Origin of the sequence: Gimesia fumaroli, assembly GCF_007754425.1 — a bacterium.
Lineage (GTDB): Bacteria > Planctomycetota > Planctomycetia > Planctomycetales > Planctomycetaceae > Gimesia > Gimesia fumaroli.
The window spans coordinates 3,460,722-3,477,978 of record NZ_CP037452.1; the positions used below are offsets into that span (position 1 = coordinate 3,460,722).

A 17,257-nucleotide genomic window follows, 5' to 3' on the forward strand; every position below is an offset into this window, starting at 1 on the left:
ATGTTCAGATTGGCTTGTCCCAGAAATGCAGAAAAGGAGGAAGCTCTATTTTGACTCTCCCCCTTCAACTGCTTATGATATAAGGTCTTCCATCTTCAGTTTTCTTGTGGCTTAAAAATCAGATCTTAACAATTCCAACAAGTGGTCACAGTAAGTAAGGCGTTTTTCGAATTTGTCGATTCAGACAGTTCTGGGGTAGGCGATGGCCAAGCAGAAAAAAGATTCTTCTGAGAAGAAAAAACGCCAGTCTGCGCGCGTCCCCAAAATGGAATCTCTAGGCAAGTATCAGATCGAAAAGGAAATTGGCGCAGGAGGAATGGGAGCCGTTTTCCTGGCTCGCGATACTACATTGAATCGACTGGCGGCTTTAAAGATATTGCCCCGCGATAAGGCGGAAAACCCGGTACTCGTCAAACGCTTTAAGGCAGAAGGTCAGGCAGCAGCGCATCTGCGGCATGAAAATATTGTTTCGGTTTATGATGCTGGCGAAGAAGATGGTTATCTTTACATTGCTTTAGAGTATGTCGAAGGAACCGACTTACATAATCTGATTAATAAACGAAACAGGATTCCCGTTCGTCGTTCACTGGAAATCATCACTCAGGTGACAGAGGCATTAGCACATGCCTATCAGCAGGGAATTGTACACAGAGATATTAAGCCCGCGAATATTTTGATTCGACAGGATGGGGTTGTCAAATTGACCGACCTGGGGTTGGCACGTTCAATTGACGATAATACCGAGACGAGCATTACCCGAGCAGGGACAACAGTGGGCACGGTAGATTATATGGCCCCCGAACAGGCGCGCGACAGCAAGGCAGCCGACATTCGGAGCGATATTTATTCGCTGGGGTGCACTTGGTACCACATGCTGACGGGGCGCGCTCCTTTTTCCGAAGGCAGCTTGACGAATAAGCTGGCGGCGCATGCAACCACTCCCCCGCCCGACCCTCGTGAACTGAATGATCGAGTGCCAGAAGGTATCGTGGCGATCATTCAACGCATGATGGCGAAAGCCCAGAGCGCGCGTTATCAAGATCCTGAAGAGTTATTGGAAGACTTGAAAAATTCCAATTTGAAGCGATCCAATGTCGATAATAATGTTCTGGAAGCTTTAGCCAGCGAGTCTGATGGCGAACACGCGGCAATCGAACCTAATACGAATCTGCCGGCGGACAGTAGCGATTTTCAAATCAATCAATTCATTCCAGATTTCAGCAGCCAGACTGAAGATGAGGAAGAGCAGGAGTCCAGCAGCCGTCTCAGCACCAGTTTCGATCTTCAACAACTGGCAGGGGAAGTGGAGATTGAATCAGGGTCGACTGTACCTGGATTAGATCAATCGCCAAAACGTGCTGAAAAGAAGAAGACGCGAGGAACAGAACCTCTCTCGGATAAAGTAAAAAAATCGTCCCGTTCAAGACGCTCTGCTCCAGAACCAGAAGAGGAAGGTTCTGTCATCTCTGACTCAGCCATGAAAACCAGGCAGTCCGCTCGTTCACAAAAACAGGAAACTCCGGTTGAGCAGCGAAAGCGACCTAAGAGAACGGTGTCCAGCCCCAAAGGGACTCCCCAAGAATCATCAACGCGAAATCGCCCCTCTCGCCAGTCGCGTAAAACGACACCGGTGCCACCGCCTGATAGTGGAGGCTCTGATAGTCCGATTGCCATTGATTACCGGCAAATTGCAATGTTCGCTGGTGGTGTGATTTTGTTAATCATATTGGTCTGGTGGGCCATCAATGCTTTCAGTTCTCCAGATCCGATTCCACGAGGGCCGGGAAGTAATCCATTTGCGACGGCCGAGCAGAATCAGCAGGTTACTCCCAATGAGAACCCGACGGGCGATGGTGCTGAAGCCGCGAGTGAGGAGAATGATCCGGCACAACCGACTGTTGAAGTAGCTAAAGAGGAAGGAAAAGCTTCGGGGTCTGAGCAAGAAAAACCATCAAATGGGGTATGGCAAAACAAGGCTGTCCGCGGGCAGGAAAAAAAATATCTCCCTGAGTGGGGGGCTGGTTTCCCCGATTTGACGGGAGTAAAAGCCGGTAAATATGATCCCCAAATACCAGTAATTAAAGTTGCGTCAGGTAAAACAGATTCCGGAGTTTTCGGTGATCTGAACGAAGCGATAGAAGCAGTGACAGCCAGGGGGGCTGTGATCCGTTTATACGGTCAAGGGCCTTTTCGACTCAAACCACACCGGTTAAAGGATGTTTCCCAACTGATTATTCTGGCTGATTCTGAACAGGCGCCTATTGTACTGCTTGAGTCAGATGAACAATCTGCGAATCAAACAGAGTTGGATTTACTTTCTTTTTCATCAGGGGTGCTCCGTCTGCAGGGGATTCATTTTCTGTGCGATGCCTCGCAGATTCCTGGTAAGGGAGTTTGTAATGTTTTGGGTATCAAACGGAGTGATTTTACCTTTCAAGACTGTTCCTTCTCCCTGACGGGAACAGGTCAAAGAACAATTCGCTTCGCCAACTCCACAGGAAAACCGCGCACAACGACACATCGTCCTGAAGGAGAGTCACGGATTTTAATTGAGAATTCGGTGGTGACCGGAAAGCAACTGGAAGCGATTCGCATTGATCAGCTTTTTGCCGATGTCCTGATTTCGAATTCTTATATTTCCACGAAGGGGGCATCGTGCCTGACACTGGAGAGTTTGGAGAACAGTTCAAAATCACATGCAATCTTGCAGGAGCGCAAGCAGCCTCGCACTGCCCGGATATTTTCCAGTACCCTGCTCTCTGATCGATCGATCTTAGAACTGAACGGTCCAACTGAATCAAAGGCATCCAACAAGTCAGATCAGGCTGAACTGGCAGAGAGTGAAACTGAGATTATTGTTGTCAATTCAGTGTTGATTGGTGATCCGAAGGAAAAGCAATCAGCAGTTCTTTCTCTGAAAGGCTGGCCACAAGATAAATTGCGGGAGCAGAGTCAGAGTCGGTTTGACGATTTGCAGCTGCAAGTAGAAAGTTCCCTGTTCTGGGGCTGGCCTTTTTATCTGCGTTCGACAGAGCCTGGAAACTCGAAAAATGTATTTCAAATTGACTCGCATCGTACCTGGCAGCAAAGCTGGGGAAAGATATTAGCGGCCGATGTCTTCAATCCTGAACTACCCACGAATTTAAGCGAACTGCAATCCCCCGCTTTTGTAAAACCACTACTGAATTTTTCAAAACAGAAGGCGGTTCATGTCATTTCAGAGGGAGGCGTGATTGCGGGCTGTGATCCTGCCGGTTTACAGTCTCTGTCTCAGGGGCAGTTAAAACGTCTCAAGGCGAGTTTGAGCAGACCCCAGATTGAGAAAAAAATTCAGGACGTGTTTGCGAAAGCAAAGACGGTTTCATTTGACATGACAAAGGGGAACCTGAGCGATTTTCTCAATAGTTCCGCTGTTTCAGGACCGACAACGGTCACCGTCCGTGGACAGGGAACTTGTTACACTTCGCCTATCAGGCTGGAAAATAAACAGGTTCGGCTACAGTTTCCAGAAACATCGGGGGCGCCTCTGGTAGTGGAACTGCGACTGGTGCCTTCTGCTGCAAAAACACGTACGCGCGAACAAAAGGCGGCGGGAATCTCGTCGTTTATTACGCTGAAGAATTCGACTCTGGACATGATTGGTGGCAACTTCCGGATTTCTATGGATCGAAAGGGAGTCATTCCAAAGCATTTTCTGATTTGCCAGGACAGCCAGGTTGCGTTGACTCAGTTTGCCCTGCGTGCGATGCTGATCAATGACAAACGTTTTCAGTCAGTTGTCTATGTGGAACCATCTGTAGCCGGGAAAACGAGTCGGGTGCTGATGAGTGATACTTTTCTTTCGTCGTCAGGAACAATTGTTGAATCACGCACACCTCAGCTTCAAGTCGATGTTCAGAATAGCCTGCTTCTGAGTCAGCAAGACATATTTGCATTAAACGTGCAAGCGTCTGTTGTTCCTTCTCTCCAGATTTCTCTGAGTCAAAGTACATTGGCGCCCGAAGGGACGGTATTCGCCTTACAGCAATCTGCCGGAACAACTGCTGCGGGGACTTCGGCTGCTCAGATATTTGCGGATGAATCACTGTTTCTACCCGCTCCTGCACGATCAGCAACCCGTTCTGATTTCTCGAAGACAGCTAGCTTGTTTTCGATACCACGCGCACTACGAGAGAAGCAACGCGTTCAATGGTGGGGGAATTCGAACGGTTATATGGTAGAACGTTTGCAGATGCTGGGGGGGCCCGGAGTTGGTCCTTCAAAGCCGGTAGTTGAGTTTTCAAATGAAATGAAACGTCTGTTTGGTAATGAGGCAGATCAGCGTGAATTATCAATACGGGGGGGCATTATTTTGAAAGAGCAGAAACTGCCCCCTCTGGTAAAAATTGATCCGGTACACTTTCAGTTATTACCTACCTGCAAAGCCGCCAGTTGGTCTGAATTGAAGCAGCCACTTGGAGCAGACCTTGCTGTATTGCAGGCGGTCATCCAAGGAAGCAGTCAAAGCCCCGGACAACCGAGACGAACCAAGCGTGCTTTTTAAGGAGCCGCTGGAAAAGTGATTTATGAAGCAGATTCCGGCGGATGGTCTTCATCCAGGCGCGGGATCGAAAGTGTAAATCGCGAGCCCTTCCCCGCTTCGCTTTCGATGTTGATTTCGCCTCCATGCTCTCTGATGATTTTCTGACTGACTGCCAGGCCGATCCCTGTACCACGGGCGCCTTTTGTTGATTCAAACAGATTAAAGATCTTGCTGATTTGATCTTCCGGAATACCTGGTCCGTTATCAGAGACCATGATTAAAATCTGATCTGGTTTGGCTAAATACTTCGTTTCAAGGAGCACGATCCCCTGTTCAGATCCTTCAACCGCATCAATGGCGTTGATCACAATATTCAGAATGGCTCGATGGATGCCTTCATGGTCGAAAACTGATTCCGGCAAGTCCTCTGACGGTTCGCATTTCAGTTGCACGCCACATTCTTCTGCCCGAGCTTGCATCAGTTCTACAATATCTTTCACCGGAGTATTGATGGATCCCGGTTCCAAGGCTGGTTTTCGCTCGGTGCTGAAAGTGAGCATGTCCATCACCAGGTGATAGATCTTGTTCTGATTTTTCTCTACGATATTCCAGCCTTTACGAACCAGATCCTCTTCGGATTTATTCAGCCCCATATCGATGAGGTAGCTGCCGCCACGAACTCCCTGCAGAATATTTTTGATGTGATGGCTCAATGTGGCGATGGTTTGTCCCATCGCAGCAAACCGTTCTGCTTTCAGCATGGCATTTTGAAAACGATAGTTCTCGATCGCCAATGCGGATTGGCGTCCAATTGCTACCAGCAATCTAAGGTGTTCTTCGCTGAATTTTTCTACGGCGCCATTTTTAAGCAGGATTTCCGGGTGGGCGGTTGTTGTATCGACGTAGATGACGCCCATCAGTTCATGGCGTCCCTGCATGGGAACACACATGGCTTCGCGGATACCGGCTTGAAGAATACTTCCGCCACCTTCAAAACGCTGATCCCGCCGGGCATCTGATGTGCGGACCCCCTGTTTTTTATTTAGAACATAATCCACGATACTGTGAGAAACCGGCATGCGCGGCCCGGTTTTTTGTTTATCGCGACTGCTATAAATTTGTGGCAAAACTTCGCCTGATTGCGGGTCTGTGATCAACATGCAGCCCCGGTCTGCACCAACTGTGTTGATAGTGAGGTCGAGAATTCGCTTGAGTAGTTCTTCCTGCGAGATAGTCGGGCTGACCGACGCTTCGGCGACGCGATACAAAGCCTGAAGATCATTTTGAATGGCCTCTTGCTGTGCCACTTCTGAGATTTCAGCGGTATCCAGAATGACTGAGTCAAAATGGTGATTGACTTCGTGTGTGATGCTGGAGTGATTGGATTCTTCATTGCTGATGAGATCAATTTTTTCCGCCATGTAGCGGGAATCCTCATCGATAGCCTGGCTTGAAAACAGTAGCAGACTGCGGCCGATTTGAATGTGATCGCCATTACTGAGTTTGGCCAGTTGAATCTGCGTGCCATTGACCAGAGTTCCGTTGGAGCTGTTCTGGTCTGCGATCACATAGCCGCCGTTCTTGTAAGAAATCACAGCATGCTGCCGTGAGGCTTCCGTGTCCAGGATTCGGATTTCATTTCGAACACCCCGCCCTACTCCTGCAGGCTCAGTGCCGAGTTTAAAGCGAGTTCCCAAATCAACGCCCTGAATTACCAGTAACGTTGCTTTGGTCCCGTCATTCCGTATCAACTTTTTCATTGGTTCTTATTCCCAGTCACTGACTGGGCCTGCCGCACATGATGGTGTTGTCAGCTGAATTTCCTGTGTGGGGCACGTTTTAAGCTGAGTGGAATGTCACTCTGAACTGTATTTGTCATCCCCCAGTATAGAATCATATCCCAATGAGGGGCGCTGTTCAAATCCCAGCTTCAGTTTGGGGGATGATATGCGGAGAGAAAGATCAGATTGTGACTAAGTTGACTCAGGCTGATTTAAAAGGCTTTCAATCGAATCAATCAATTCTGCGTATTGAAAAGGTTGAACGAGAAAGCGAGTCGATTGATCTTGCCCGATTGTGCTGGCTCTTTTTACTGAACCGATGACAACTTTGGGGACCCGGTTCCAGTCTGGTTGTCCTGTTGTGAAGTTCTCGGCGTCATCATCGTGCACGACAACAATACTGGGGACTTCATTCTGGGAAGTGAGACGATCTGAGTGCTGTTGTCGAATTCGATTGACCCGGCATCCCTGCGGCTCTAATACCGCTTTAAGAACTTCTTCTGTTTCATTCAGACCGTCGAAGACGACAACATGCTGACCATTGACCACTTTTGGGGTCCTTCCCATAACCACGGTATACGATGAAGATTTCATCACGGCCAAATCTTCATTAAGGCAGAGCGGGAAGATAGCTCTAAATAATTTTCCTGTCAAAAGCAGAATCCGCAACTGAAATTCAGTTTTTGGGATTATGTAATCTTTACAACGGCAATTCGTTCTAGAGCAATGCCCTGCTTTCCTACCAGGCACTTGGTGCGGGGAAGTTTTCGTTGTAGATCTGTTCCTGGTTGATGTAATCGTCGGCCCGTCTCAAACTATCAAATTGCAGTTTACGCTGTTCGTTCTTGAGATCTTCAGACGAAATACGACTTTTGATTTCAGCCAGAGGGGCAACGTACTTGGGTTGCCTGACCTTAACATCGGTAGGATAAAAGACCCCCTGGTCCTTCGTGCCTCCCTTGGTTGCATCATCCGAGAGTGAGGCGATGGCAGTTTCTGGGTAAATCGCCTGATGGTAGGTACTGCTGAAGCCAGCGGGCTGATGGTAATCGGGAATCGTTCGACAGCCTGCTTGAGTACAAGCAAAGCAGAGTAAGATTGCTGCAAAGTAACTGCCGCGATTTGACATGGAATTCCCCTAAAACCCAAAAGCGGCCTCCAAAGACTTGAAGGCCGCTTTCATATTATCGGCGATTTAAGGGGAGAATATCGATTAAAATACGACAATTACCCTTTGGCTGCGGTGTAACGCTTGGCAACTTCTTCCCAGTTAATCACATTGTAAAATGCTGAGATGTAGTCGGGGCGTTTGTTTTGGTAGTTTAGGTAGTATGCGTGTTCCCAGACGTCGAGACCCAGAATGGGGGTGCGACCTTCGGAAAGCGGAGTGTCCTGATTCGGTGTGCTTTCCACGATGAGTTTTCCACCATCTACGGACAACCAGGCCCAACCACTTCCGAAACGGGTGGCTGCAGCATTGGAAAATTGCTCTTTGAAGGCATCATAGCTACCAAAAGTGGAGTTAATATCGTCGCCAAGTGCGCCACTTGGGCTTCCGCCTCCGTTCGGTGACATGACAGTCCAGAACAGGCTATGGTTAGCATGCCCGCCACCATTGTTTCTAATGGCACCCCGAATTGATTCCGGAACGGCACTCAAGTCGCTGACCAGATCTTCAATGGACTTGGCTGCGAGATCGTCGTGACCTTCCAAAGCGGCGTTGGCCTTGGAAATATAGGCCTGGTGGTGCTTGGAATGGTGAATTTCCATGGTGCGAGCATCAATGTGAGGTTCCAGCGCATCGTAAGCATAAGGTAGCTCGGGAAGCGTATAAGCCATTTAAGTAACTCCTTTGTTTCCGTCTAAATAGTCTGAGGGTTGGTGACTTTTCGTATATTGCCTGGTATGTCGAACTCATTGGAATGGGAACGAAACCAATTTCTGTGCAAATACATCCACTACCGTTATTGTAGAAGATTTATACATTCTCACAACCAACCGGCCGAGAAGTTTTTACAATGTTCACTCTCCAGATGTCTTAGATAGCTTGAGATAGTTGACCCAGAGGTGGTGTCTTCTAAAATGGAACTGTGCTGAAAAAATCCGATAGAAGACTCCAGATTTTCAAAGGATCTGTTTATGAGCAGGAAAGCATTAATCGCTTTGCCGGTTTTCAACGAAGAGCGACATGTTGTTGACGTTTTGACCGAAGTCCGAAAGTATGCCGAAGAAATTCTGGTGATCGATGATGGTTCTTCCGATCGGACTCCGGAATTGCTGGAAGCGCTCTCAGGAATCATAGTGATCACTCATCCTGAGAACCGGGGATATGGAGCTGCTCTGAAAAGTGCTTTTGATTTTGCCGTAGCACACCAGGATGAATATGACCTGCTGATCACCATTGATTGTGATGGCCAGCATGAGCCCGCTTTACTGCCAGAACTAGTTCAGCAGATGCGTGAGGATGCTAAGGTCGATATTCTATCAGGAAGCCGCTATCTGAAAAGCTATGATGGTGCCAGTATTCCCCCGGAAGATCGTCGTCAGATCAATGTTGCGGTCACACGGCGGATCAATGAGCAGTTGGGATTTCAAATTACAGACGCTTTTTGTGGTTTGAAAGCTTATCGGACCGAGTGCCTGTCGAAATTTAATGTGACCGATCTGGGATACGCGATGCCGCTCCAGCTTTGGGTTCAGGCAGCCGCCCATGAAATGAAGATCGTCGAATTCCCCGTTCCTCTGGTGTATCTTGAGGAAGAACGCAGCTTCGGTGGTTCGCTGGATGATGCCATTAAACGAAAAGCCTATTACGATGAAGTGCTTGACCGAGAGATGCAGGCCGCGGGTTTAGCCTGCTGTGCGACTGAGTGTTGTGACGATCGTACCGATTCTTTCTGCGAGTGAATTATAAGTGGTTTTGCACAAGTGGTCTGAATCACATGCATCAGTGCATTTCCATTTGAATTCAATTTAAAAAGACTCGACATTTAGTAGGAGACTAGTCAAACTAGAGTGCTCGCCACATAGTATTGCTGTCTGGTAAATTGCTTCGTCAGACAACAAATGAATTTGATCAATTTCAGCACACCATTAAAGCCTTGAAATGTCTTCAGTGACTCCTTTTCCCTGTCAGAATCCTGATTCCCGATTTGATTCCGGTACGGAATCCGTCCCGGAGCCGTTGTGGGTCAAGCAGGATTTGCGGGTACCACGTTACGATGACGCGATTTTCTCCCGTCCTGATCTAAGTCAAATTATCAGCGACGCGAAAGAAAACCGGCGGATGTTTGCCGCCTGTTCCCGGGATCGAAGCGGAAAAATTATCTCCAGCCTTCGAGAGTGGGCACGTCGCAGTGTGTTGGAAGAGGCAGCCCGGTATACTTCCGAGTTAACCGGAAAACCGGTTGAGCTTCCTGAAGATCTTAACGAGCGTCTCTTGCTGATTACCGGACATCAGCCGGCACTGTACCATCCGGGTGTGTGGGTGAAGAACCTTTTGATCGGAAAAGTAGCCCGTCAGACGTCTGGGCTGAGCCTGAATCTGATTGTTGATAATGACCTGGTGAGTTCGACTTCGATCCGCGTTCCCCAGGGAACTCGCTCTGCCCCTTCGTTAACTGATATTGCATTCGATGACGCAATAACACCAAAACCGTGGGAAGAGACGACAGTGCAAGATCAGGAACTTTTTTGTTCCTTTTCCGATCGGGTGGAAGCTGCGCTTCAGCAGTGGTCTGATTTGCCTGCCCCGCTGTTACACGAAGTCTGGCCTGCTGCGATAAAACAGTTAAAAGTCTCTGACAGATTAGCAGACTGTCTGACAGCGGCCCGACATGCACAAGAACAGCGCTGGGGTGTCGAGAATCTGGAGCTCCCTATCAGTCGGTTGTGTACGACAAGCCCGTTCCTGTGGTTCGCCTGCTATCTATTCAAGTTCGCCGATTCGTTTCGCACCACACACAATGAAGTTCTGGCCGAGTATCGAAAAGTGAATCGCGTACGAAGTAAAACACACCCGGTTCCGGAACTTTCAGAGCGGGATGGTTGGATTGAATCTCCGTTCTGGATCTGGCGCGCAGGTGAGAGTCGTCGACATCAGCTGTTCGTGAAACGCAATCAGGACAAGATTCTGCTATCCGACGGAAAAGATGAAATCGCAACGCTCCCCATGCAGGAAAACTGTGATTTATCTGCAGCAATTGAAGTTCTCAAGCAACTAACGACCCAGGGGATTCGATTGCGCACACGGGCCTTGACGACGACACTGTTTGCGCGTCTGTTTCTGGGCGATTTGTTTGTGCATGGAATTGGTGGTGCCAAATATGATGAAATGACGGACCGGATTTTTACCCGGTTCTTTCACCTGACGCCCCCCCGGTATCTGACGCTGTCTGCAACCAAGTTTCTGCCATTCTGCAAACCGTACGATGTGCAGTCATGCGACGAAACCTGTCTGAAAAACATATTACGCGATCTGGATTTCAATTCGGATCGTCATTTGACGAGCAAGCAAATGTCAGAGGCGGCACCCCTGTTAGAACGAAAGCAGACTTTAATTCGTGAGCAACAGACTGCCAGCGAGCATATGGGATCAGGAGATCAGGCAGAACGCCGACGTGCTAATCGGCGGCGATTTCGCGAGCTGCGGCAGATTGATGCCGAGTTGGCAGGGTATACCACAAAATTGCGGGACCAGATCAATGATGATCTGGTGAATGTGCGACAGCAGATGGATGCGAACGCGGTGATTCAAAGCCGGGAAATGTCTTTTGTGCTCTACCCGGAGTCGGTCTTAAAAGCGTTGTTTGAAAAACTGACTTTTGAGTAACGTCTGCTTGTGTTAATTCTGCCCTACCCGACTTTTCTGATCTGCTCGAAGAGGAACTGGTGTTTCGAATTGAACAGTCGGCGATATCCCAACAGAACTGAGATCACTGTCCCCAATGCAGTTCCCGAAGCGATCAGGAACATGATCACAATCTGATACTTGACCGATTCCAGTGGACTGGCACCAGCCAGGATCTGTCCGGTCATTAAACCGGGCAGTGAAACCAGTCCGACGACCATCATCGAATTGATAATCGGTGTCATGCCTGAGCGAACAGCGTTTTGCAAAGCTTCCCGTGCTGCTTCATTTCGAGTGGCACCCAATGTGAGTTTGAGTTCCACTTCTGCTCTGCGCAATACCAGCTCTTCGGTGAGTCGATCCAGACCGAGCGAAATTCCGTTCAACGTATTACCCAGGATCATACCGAGCAGCGGAATCAGATATTGAGCCGGGTTTTCCGACCAGTTTTGCGGTGGAATAATCACAGTCAATGCGAAAGCGGTGACCAGCCAGGAACTGACGAAGACTGCCACCATGCTATTCAACCAGATGCCAGGGAAACGACGTTGCGAACGTTGCACAGCGGTCAGGCTGGCAATGAGAGTCATCGTAAACATCAGGAGCAGGATCACCGACCACCAGGAGAGTTCGAAAATCCACTCCAGGATCAGACCGATCAACAGCAATTGCACCACGGTCCGCAGTGAAGCCAACAGCAGGCGTTTTTCCATGTTTAGCTTGAGCCAGACGGAAATGATACCGTTGACCAAAACGAGCAGTGTCGCCAATGCAATATTCAAAGGTGTTAAATCATACATCAAGATCGCCTGCCGTGGTTATCAGGAAAAGGGGAGCCAGTAAAGTCTGAATCATAAATAGTTCCATGTGAGATGAGAAGGCAGGCCTCTTAGGAAGAGTCTCTTCACGGATTGATTTCCTAACCTTAACCGGATCTTTAATTAGCGGGGGATTTCTGCTTTTGTGAATTCTCAAGACCTTAACTTAGCATTCATCAGCAACGAATAATTGGCTGGTATCATCCCCGCCAGAATGAAAAGAGAAAAAATAAGAAGAGTCCACAGTCAGAGCTGTGTAATCAGAGAAGCGGACAAGCGTTTTCGCGGAGCAATGTCATTAAGGAGGATGATATGATCGTGTCCGAGGAACCCATAGCCAGTATGGCTTGTCGCTCGATTCGTTCGATCTTTGTCAGCGACGTGCACTTGGGATGTATGCACTCACGGGCGGACGAGTTTCTGGAGTTTTTGAATTCGCATGATCCGGAATCCCTGTATCTGGTGGGGGATCTGATTGATGGCTGGAAGCTACGCAAGAAGTGGCGCTGGCCGCAAAGTTATAATGCGATTCTCGACCGGGTCGAAGCTTTAAGTGCACAGGGAACGGAAGTTTTTTATACCCCCGGCAATCATGATAAATTTCTACGCGATTTTGGCAAACGTTTTGGTTTTGTCACACTCTCTGATGAATTCGTGCATACCACAGCGGACGGCAGGCGTTTTCTGATCATTCACGGCGATCAGTTTGATAAGTTTGAAACCGGCGCACAATGGCTTTCGGTTCTGGGGTCTTTTGCTTATGACGTGCTGCTGACGGCGAACAGTCTGTTTAATCGTCTGTTCAAACGCAAGGGGCAGTCAAAGTTTGCTCTTTCGTCTGCGGTCAAATCTCAGGTGAAACACCTGATGCGATTTATCAGTGATTATGAACAGAAACTGGCCAGTCACGCTCGTAAACGACTCTGTGAAGGGATCATCTGCGGTCATATTCACGCTCCCAATATTCTGGAGATTGACGGAATCGATTACTGCAACACCGGTGACTGGGTGGAGCACTGCAGCGCACTGATTGAATACAGCGATGGTGCAATGGAGATTGTATTTTTCGATCAGGAAATTGCGCCGACTCAAAAGGCAGCTTTACCGGCACAGAATGTCGTGAATCGCAATGCACAGCAGGATTATTCAAAAACAGAGATGCCAAGTTTAATAAACCGATTTCTAAAACGATGTCATCCTTTGCGGTTGATTCGCCGTTAACCAACCTTCATTTGATCAATTTGTGGGAGCAAAATTCATGATTTCAGAACGGATCAGCCGTAAGAGTTTTCAGTGGGTTCATCAGGGCAATCTGGTTTATAACACCTGCTGGGAAGACCCCCGCCTTGATCGACGGGCTTTGGAAATTGGTCCGGAAGATGAGATTCTGGTGATTACTTCTGCGGGGTGTAATGCACTGGACTATCTGCTGGATGAGCCACGACGGGTGCATGCGGTCGATATGAATCCCAAACAAAATGCCCTGCTGGAGCTAAAGCTTTCAGCGATCCGCAATCTGGATTACGAGGCATTTTTTGATTTGTTTGGCCGGGGGCAATCTCCGGATTGGGAGAGCTTGTACTCACAAAATTTGCGTAATGATCTTTCACTCACAGCCCGCAAGTACTGGGACCGTCACGGAAAATTCTTTTCATGTGAAGGGAAACGCTCCAGCTTTTACTTCCGCGGTTCCTCAGGTTTGTTTGCCTGGTTTGTGAACTGTTATATCGATCGGGTAGCCAAGATTCGCAATGATATCAATTCTTTATTGGCGGCTCGGGATGTGACGGAGCAAAACAGCATTTATCAGTCTCGCCAATTGAATGACTTATTGTGGACGCGGATGATCAAATGGAGCATGAGGCGGGATCTGACATTGTCCATGCTGGGAGTGCCCCGCCCTCAACGGACACAGATTGATCAATGTTATCCTGGCGGAATTGTACAGTTTGTGATTGATCGGATTGAGACGGTTTTCACCAGCCGTTCTCTGCAAGATAACTATTTTTGGCGCGTCTATCTGACGGGAAGTTACGAGCCGGATTGTTGTCCCGAATATCTCAAACCGGAGAATTTTGAGCGACTCAAAGCGGGGTTAATTGATCGGGTCACCGTGAATACGAATACCGTGGAAGGGTTTTTGAAGCAGCATTCGGGGACGATTTCCCGCTATGTGCTGTTGGACCATATGGACTGGATGGCTGGGGCACAGCCTCAGATGCTACAGAGTGAATGGCAGGCGATTCTGGATCGCGCTGCCGAGCAGACCCGGATTATCTGGCGGAGTGCTGGAATGGAAGTTGATTTCATTGATCCTTTGAAGGTGCAGTCTGCAGGACGGGAACGTGAGGTTGGCGAACTGCTGAACTACAAGAGCCATCTCGCCTCGGAGCTACATGAGCAGGACCGTGTGAATACCTACGGAAGTTTCTATATTGCGGACCTGCTGGTTTAATGTAGAGTCTGTAGCGAGTCCTAAACACTTTATTAAAAGTAGAATCAAATGAGCAATCTGAGTGTGCGGTTGAATGAATTTAAAACGTTGTGGCATCTGTTGGTTTCCCGCATTGATGGTCAAACACACGCCGAACGGCTCAATTCGTTTTATGGCGGCCAGGCTGCCGGTTACGACCAGTTCCGCAAACGCTTATTACATGGGCGCTGTGAATTGTTTGAAAGTTTGCCCGTAGCCAAAGATGGCGTCTGGGTCGATCTGGGAGCGGGGACAGGTGAGAATGCAGAATTATGGGGAGAGCGGCTAGCTCAGTTTCAACGTGCGTATCTGGTCGATTTGTGCCAGCCTCTGCTTGATGTCTGTGAGCAACGAATTGCTGATCGAGGCTGGGGAAACGTAAAAGCGGTCTGCGACGATGCGACTCGATTTGCGCCACCAGAATCTGAAGTGGATCTGGTTACGTTTTCGTATTCCCTGACGATGATTCCTGATTGGTTTCAAGCGGTGAATCATGCCTGTGATTTGTTGCGTCCGGGAGGAATGTTGGGAATTGTTGATTTTTACGTATCTAGGAAATATCCCCAGGTCCATCGAAAGTCGCACTCCTGGTTTCAGCGCCATTTCTGGCCGACCTGGTTTGCCGGCGATAACGTATTTCTCAATCCCGATCATTTGCCTTACCTGCTCGATCGGTTTGAAATGATTTCTCTGACGGAAAATCAGGGGGGGCTTCCGTATGTGCCATTCTGTAAGGTTCCTTACTACATTCTGATCGCGCAAAAACCGGGTTGAGACAGCTTCTACGCTCTGCGCCCTGCTTCGATTCTGTTATAATGCAAACTTGTCGAGAATTATCTTTAACGCAGCAGGAGCATGGAAGAAGCAGCATGTTGATTGAATCGCTACAGAAAAAATCTCTCTATGATCATCCCGTTGATGAATTTCAGGTGCTGGAGACGCATATTTCCTGGGTGCTGCTGACAGGCGCTTATGCCTATAAACTGAAAAAACATGTCGATATGGGGTTCGTCAATTTTTCCACGCTGGAATTGCGTAAGAAGTACTGCGAGGAAGAAATCCGTCTGAATCGCAGGCTGGCGCCGGATCTCTATCTGAAAGTCATTCCCATAACGGGAACCGAAGCCGCCCCTGAATTGGATGGAGCCGGCGAAGTGATTGACTATGCGGTGCAAATGGTTCAGTTTTCTCAGGAGAATCTGCTGAGCCATGCGATTGAACAAGGCACTCTGACTGCGATGCACATTGATTCGCTGGCGCAGGTAGTGGCTGAGTTTCATACGAAAATCGACATTGCCGGTGACGATTTGGAGTATGGCAGGCCGGAAAAAATCATGGCGCCAGTAGAAGAAAACTTTCGTCATCTGGAAGAGTTATTTTCGACTGATGCTGCGGTTCAGGAAATGGTGGCGTTGATTCGCGTTGAGAACGAGCACTGGTACGAATCGCATCAATCCTTATTGGCACAACGCAAGTCAAACGGATTTATTCGCGAGTGCCATGGCGATATGCACTTGGGGAATATGATTCTGAGTGATACGGGAGTGACCCTGTTTGACTGTCTGGAATTCAATGCTGCTTTGCGCTGGGTGGATGTGCTGAGCGAAGTGGCTTTTGTGGTAATGGACCTGGAAGATCGGGAGCACGTCAACTATGCCATGCGGTTTTTAAATTTCTATCTGGAACTAACGGGAGATTATGCCGGTGTTCCATTGCTGCGATTTTATTTATCTTACCGTGCGATGGTGCGTGCGAAAGTGGCCGCATTGCGGTTAAGCCAGCATGATTTATCTGAAGCGGAAGAGGCAGCAATTCACGAAGAGTTCTGGTCCTATCTGGAACTGGCGAAGAAATACGTAATGCCGACAGAACCCGTGCTGATGTTGACGCACGGCGTATCAGGGAGCGGGAAATCGTACGGGACCAGTCTGCTACTGGAAGGGATGAGTGCGATTCGCGTTCGCTCGGATGTAGAACGAAAACAGCTGCAGGCGGAAATAAAACTAGCCGACGCCGACTTGTATACACGAGAGATGACAGAAGTAACGTATCAGCGATTATCTGAGCTGGCACAATCGATTTTAGAGGCGGGCTGGAATGTGATTGTCGATGCGACCACGCTCAAAGCCTGGCAACGCAATCTGTTCCGAGAACTGGCAATGCGGTTGAATGTTCCTTTTCTACTGCTGTCTTTCACAGCGGACCAAAACGTCTTGGAATCACGGATTGCCGCGCGAGAAAAAGCTGGTGGCGATCCTTCTGATGCGACAACCGAAGTTTTAGAACAACAGCTAAAAGGACTGGAGCCGTTGAGCGAAGTCGAACAGACAGAGGCAGTCGCCATTCCTGCAGAACAGGAATGGACGACTGATTTGCTGGTTCAACTGGTAAATCGCGTTCGGGCGGGAACAAGCGATTGAATGACATTTAGAGTCAATATCGCTTAGCTCTCTTCCGCAATCCAGGTTTTGGCTGCATCTGTATCTGCAATGTCGAAGTATTTGATTTTGGCGGTCGTGAAGGGTTTGCAGAAATTGGCCATGCCTTTTTCCCACTTGCTTTCCCCGATCATCGCCAGTCGCGAGATGTCTTTAAAGTGCTTGACATCGAATTTGACGTCTTCCCAGAGCGCGCCTGCGGTCCAACCGTGAAAATCATCGAGCACGACCAGCATATGCAGCGAGCCACGTTGCTCAATCAGCGTTTCAATGATGGGGGAAAAATCGTGATAGTCTTCTTTGACCAGCTTGCCGGAAAGTTTAATTTCAACATAGTTCTGATCTGGGTGGTCTTGAATCTCAATAGGCATCGGTT

Annotated in this window: 13 protein-coding genes; 7 read left to right on the forward strand and 6 right to left on the reverse strand. The window is 48.6% G+C overall.

What is annotated here, in order from left to right; all coding sequences use genetic code 11:
• Nucleotides 1-202: 202 nt before the first annotated feature.
• Nucleotides 203-4,543 (forward strand): serine/threonine protein kinase, encoded by a 4,341-nt coding sequence (locus Enr17x_RS13130; RefSeq protein WP_145309388.1) that lies wholly within the window; start codon nucleotides 203-205, stop codon nucleotides 4,541-4,543.
• A 20-nt stretch (nucleotides 4,544-4,563) separates the two neighbouring features.
• Here Enr17x_RS13130 and Enr17x_RS13135 read toward each other — a convergent pair whose 3' ends face one another.
• From Enr17x_RS13135 to Enr17x_RS13150, 4 genes are all read right to left on the reverse strand, one after another.
• Complete coding sequence (locus Enr17x_RS13135) at nucleotides 4,564-6,282, reverse strand: ATP-binding protein (protein WP_145309390.1); 1,719 nt, start codon at nucleotides 6,280-6,282, stop codon at nucleotides 4,564-4,566.
• A 213-nt stretch (nucleotides 6,283-6,495) separates the two neighbouring features.
• Nucleotides 6,496-6,897 (reverse strand): hypothetical protein, encoded by a 402-nt coding sequence (locus tag Enr17x_RS13140; protein WP_145309392.1) that lies wholly within the window; start codon nucleotides 6,895-6,897, stop codon nucleotides 6,496-6,498.
• 145 nt (nucleotides 6,898-7,042) lie between these two features.
• Complete coding sequence (locus Enr17x_RS13145; RefSeq protein ID WP_145309394.1) at nucleotides 7,043-7,432, reverse strand: hypothetical protein; 390 nt, start codon at nucleotides 7,430-7,432, stop codon at nucleotides 7,043-7,045.
• A 98-nt stretch (nucleotides 7,433-7,530) separates the two neighbouring features.
• The gene (locus tag Enr17x_RS13150; RefSeq protein WP_145309396.1) at nucleotides 7,531-8,142 is read right to left on the reverse strand and encodes a superoxide dismutase; all 612 of its coding nucleotides are present in this window, start codon (nucleotides 8,140-8,142) and stop codon (nucleotides 7,531-7,533) included.
• Nucleotides 8,143-8,442: 300 nt separating this feature from the next.
• Here Enr17x_RS13150 and Enr17x_RS13155 point away from each other — a divergent pair, with 300 nt between their 5' ends.
• A complete protein-coding gene (locus Enr17x_RS13155) occupies nucleotides 8,443-9,210 on the forward strand; it encodes a glycosyltransferase family 2 protein (RefSeq protein WP_145309398.1) in 768 nt (255 codons plus the stop codon).
• Between the two features lie 199 nt (nucleotides 9,211-9,409).
• Nucleotides 9,410-11,134 (forward strand): hypothetical protein, encoded by a 1,725-nt coding sequence (locus tag Enr17x_RS13160; protein WP_145309400.1) that lies wholly within the window; start codon nucleotides 9,410-9,412, stop codon nucleotides 11,132-11,134.
• Nucleotides 11,135-11,157: 23 nt separating this feature from the next.
• On the opposite strand, the gene Enr17x_RS13165 is transcribed toward Enr17x_RS13160, so the two are convergent.
• A complete protein-coding gene (locus tag Enr17x_RS13165) occupies nucleotides 11,158-11,958 on the reverse strand; it encodes an ABC transporter permease (RefSeq protein WP_390622552.1) in 801 nt (266 codons plus the stop codon).
• Between the two features lie 324 nt (nucleotides 11,959-12,282).
• On the opposite strand from Enr17x_RS13165, the gene Enr17x_RS13170 reads away from it, so the two are divergent.
• The 4 genes from Enr17x_RS13170 (at nucleotide 12,283) to Enr17x_RS13185 (ending at nucleotide 16,863) form a co-directional block, all read left to right on the forward strand.
• Nucleotides 12,283-13,191 (forward strand): UDP-2,3-diacylglucosamine diphosphatase, encoded by a 909-nt coding sequence (locus tag Enr17x_RS13170; protein ID WP_145309404.1) that lies wholly within the window; start codon nucleotides 12,283-12,285, stop codon nucleotides 13,189-13,191.
• 37 nt (nucleotides 13,192-13,228) lie between these two features.
• Nucleotides 13,229-14,425, forward strand: coding sequence for a DUF3419 family protein (locus Enr17x_RS13175; protein WP_145309406.1), 1,197 nt, complete (start codon nucleotides 13,229-13,231; stop codon nucleotides 14,423-14,425).
• Between the two features lie 48 nt (nucleotides 14,426-14,473).
• Nucleotides 14,474-15,217, forward strand: a complete 744-nt coding sequence (locus Enr17x_RS13180) for a class I SAM-dependent methyltransferase (RefSeq protein ID WP_145309408.1) — start codon at nucleotides 14,474-14,476, stop codon at nucleotides 15,215-15,217.
• Nucleotides 15,218-15,312: 95 nt separating this feature from the next.
• Complete coding sequence (locus Enr17x_RS13185; RefSeq protein WP_198001134.1) at nucleotides 15,313-16,863, forward strand: bifunctional aminoglycoside phosphotransferase/ATP-binding protein; 1,551 nt, start codon at nucleotides 15,313-15,315, stop codon at nucleotides 16,861-16,863.
• 23 nt (nucleotides 16,864-16,886) lie between these two features.
• On the opposite strand, the gene Enr17x_RS13190 is transcribed toward Enr17x_RS13185, so the two are convergent.
• A complete protein-coding gene (locus Enr17x_RS13190) occupies nucleotides 16,887-17,252 on the reverse strand; it encodes a SpoIIAA family protein (RefSeq protein WP_145309412.1) in 366 nt (121 codons plus the stop codon).
• Nucleotides 17,253-17,257: the final 5 nt, after the last annotated feature.

Bases quoted from the DNA above. Each gene is read 5' to 3' on its own strand.
- Enr17x_RS13190 (WP_145309412.1), bottom strand. From the start codon at position 17,252: ATGCCTATTGAGATTCAAGACCACCCAGATCAGAACTATGTTGAAATT.
- Enr17x_RS13145 (WP_145309394.1), bottom strand. From the start codon at position 7,432: ATGTCAAATCGCGGCAGTTACTTTGCAGCAATCTTACTCTGCTTTGCT.
- Enr17x_RS13180 (WP_145309408.1), top strand. From the start codon at position 14,474: ATGAGCAATCTGAGTGTGCGGTTGAATGAATTTAAAACGTTGTGGCAT.
- Enr17x_RS13160 (WP_145309400.1), top strand. From the start codon at position 9,410: ATGTCTTCAGTGACTCCTTTTCCCTGTCAGAATCCTGATTCCCGATTT.
- Enr17x_RS13170 (WP_145309404.1), top strand. From the start codon at position 12,283: ATGATCGTGTCCGAGGAACCCATAGCCAGTATGGCTTGTCGCTCGATT.
- Enr17x_RS13140 (WP_145309392.1), bottom strand. From the start codon at position 6,897: ATGAAATCTTCATCGTATACCGTGGTTATGGGAAGGACCCCAAAAGTG.
- Enr17x_RS13155 (WP_145309398.1), top strand. From the start codon at position 8,443: ATGAGCAGGAAAGCATTAATCGCTTTGCCGGTTTTCAACGAAGAGCGA.
- Enr17x_RS13175 (WP_145309406.1), top strand. From the start codon at position 13,229: ATGATTTCAGAACGGATCAGCCGTAAGAGTTTTCAGTGGGTTCATCAG.
- Enr17x_RS13130 (WP_145309388.1), top strand. From the start codon at position 203: ATGGCCAAGCAGAAAAAAGATTCTTCTGAGAAGAAAAAACGCCAGTCT.
- Enr17x_RS13150 (WP_145309396.1), bottom strand. From the start codon at position 8,142: ATGGCTTATACGCTTCCCGAGCTACCTTATGCTTACGATGCGCTGGAA.
- Enr17x_RS13185 (WP_198001134.1), top strand. From the start codon at position 15,313: ATGTTGATTGAATCGCTACAGAAAAAATCTCTCTATGATCATCCCGTT.
- Enr17x_RS13135 (WP_145309390.1), bottom strand. From the start codon at position 6,282: ATGAAAAAGTTGATACGGAATGACGGGACCAAAGCAACGTTACTGGTA.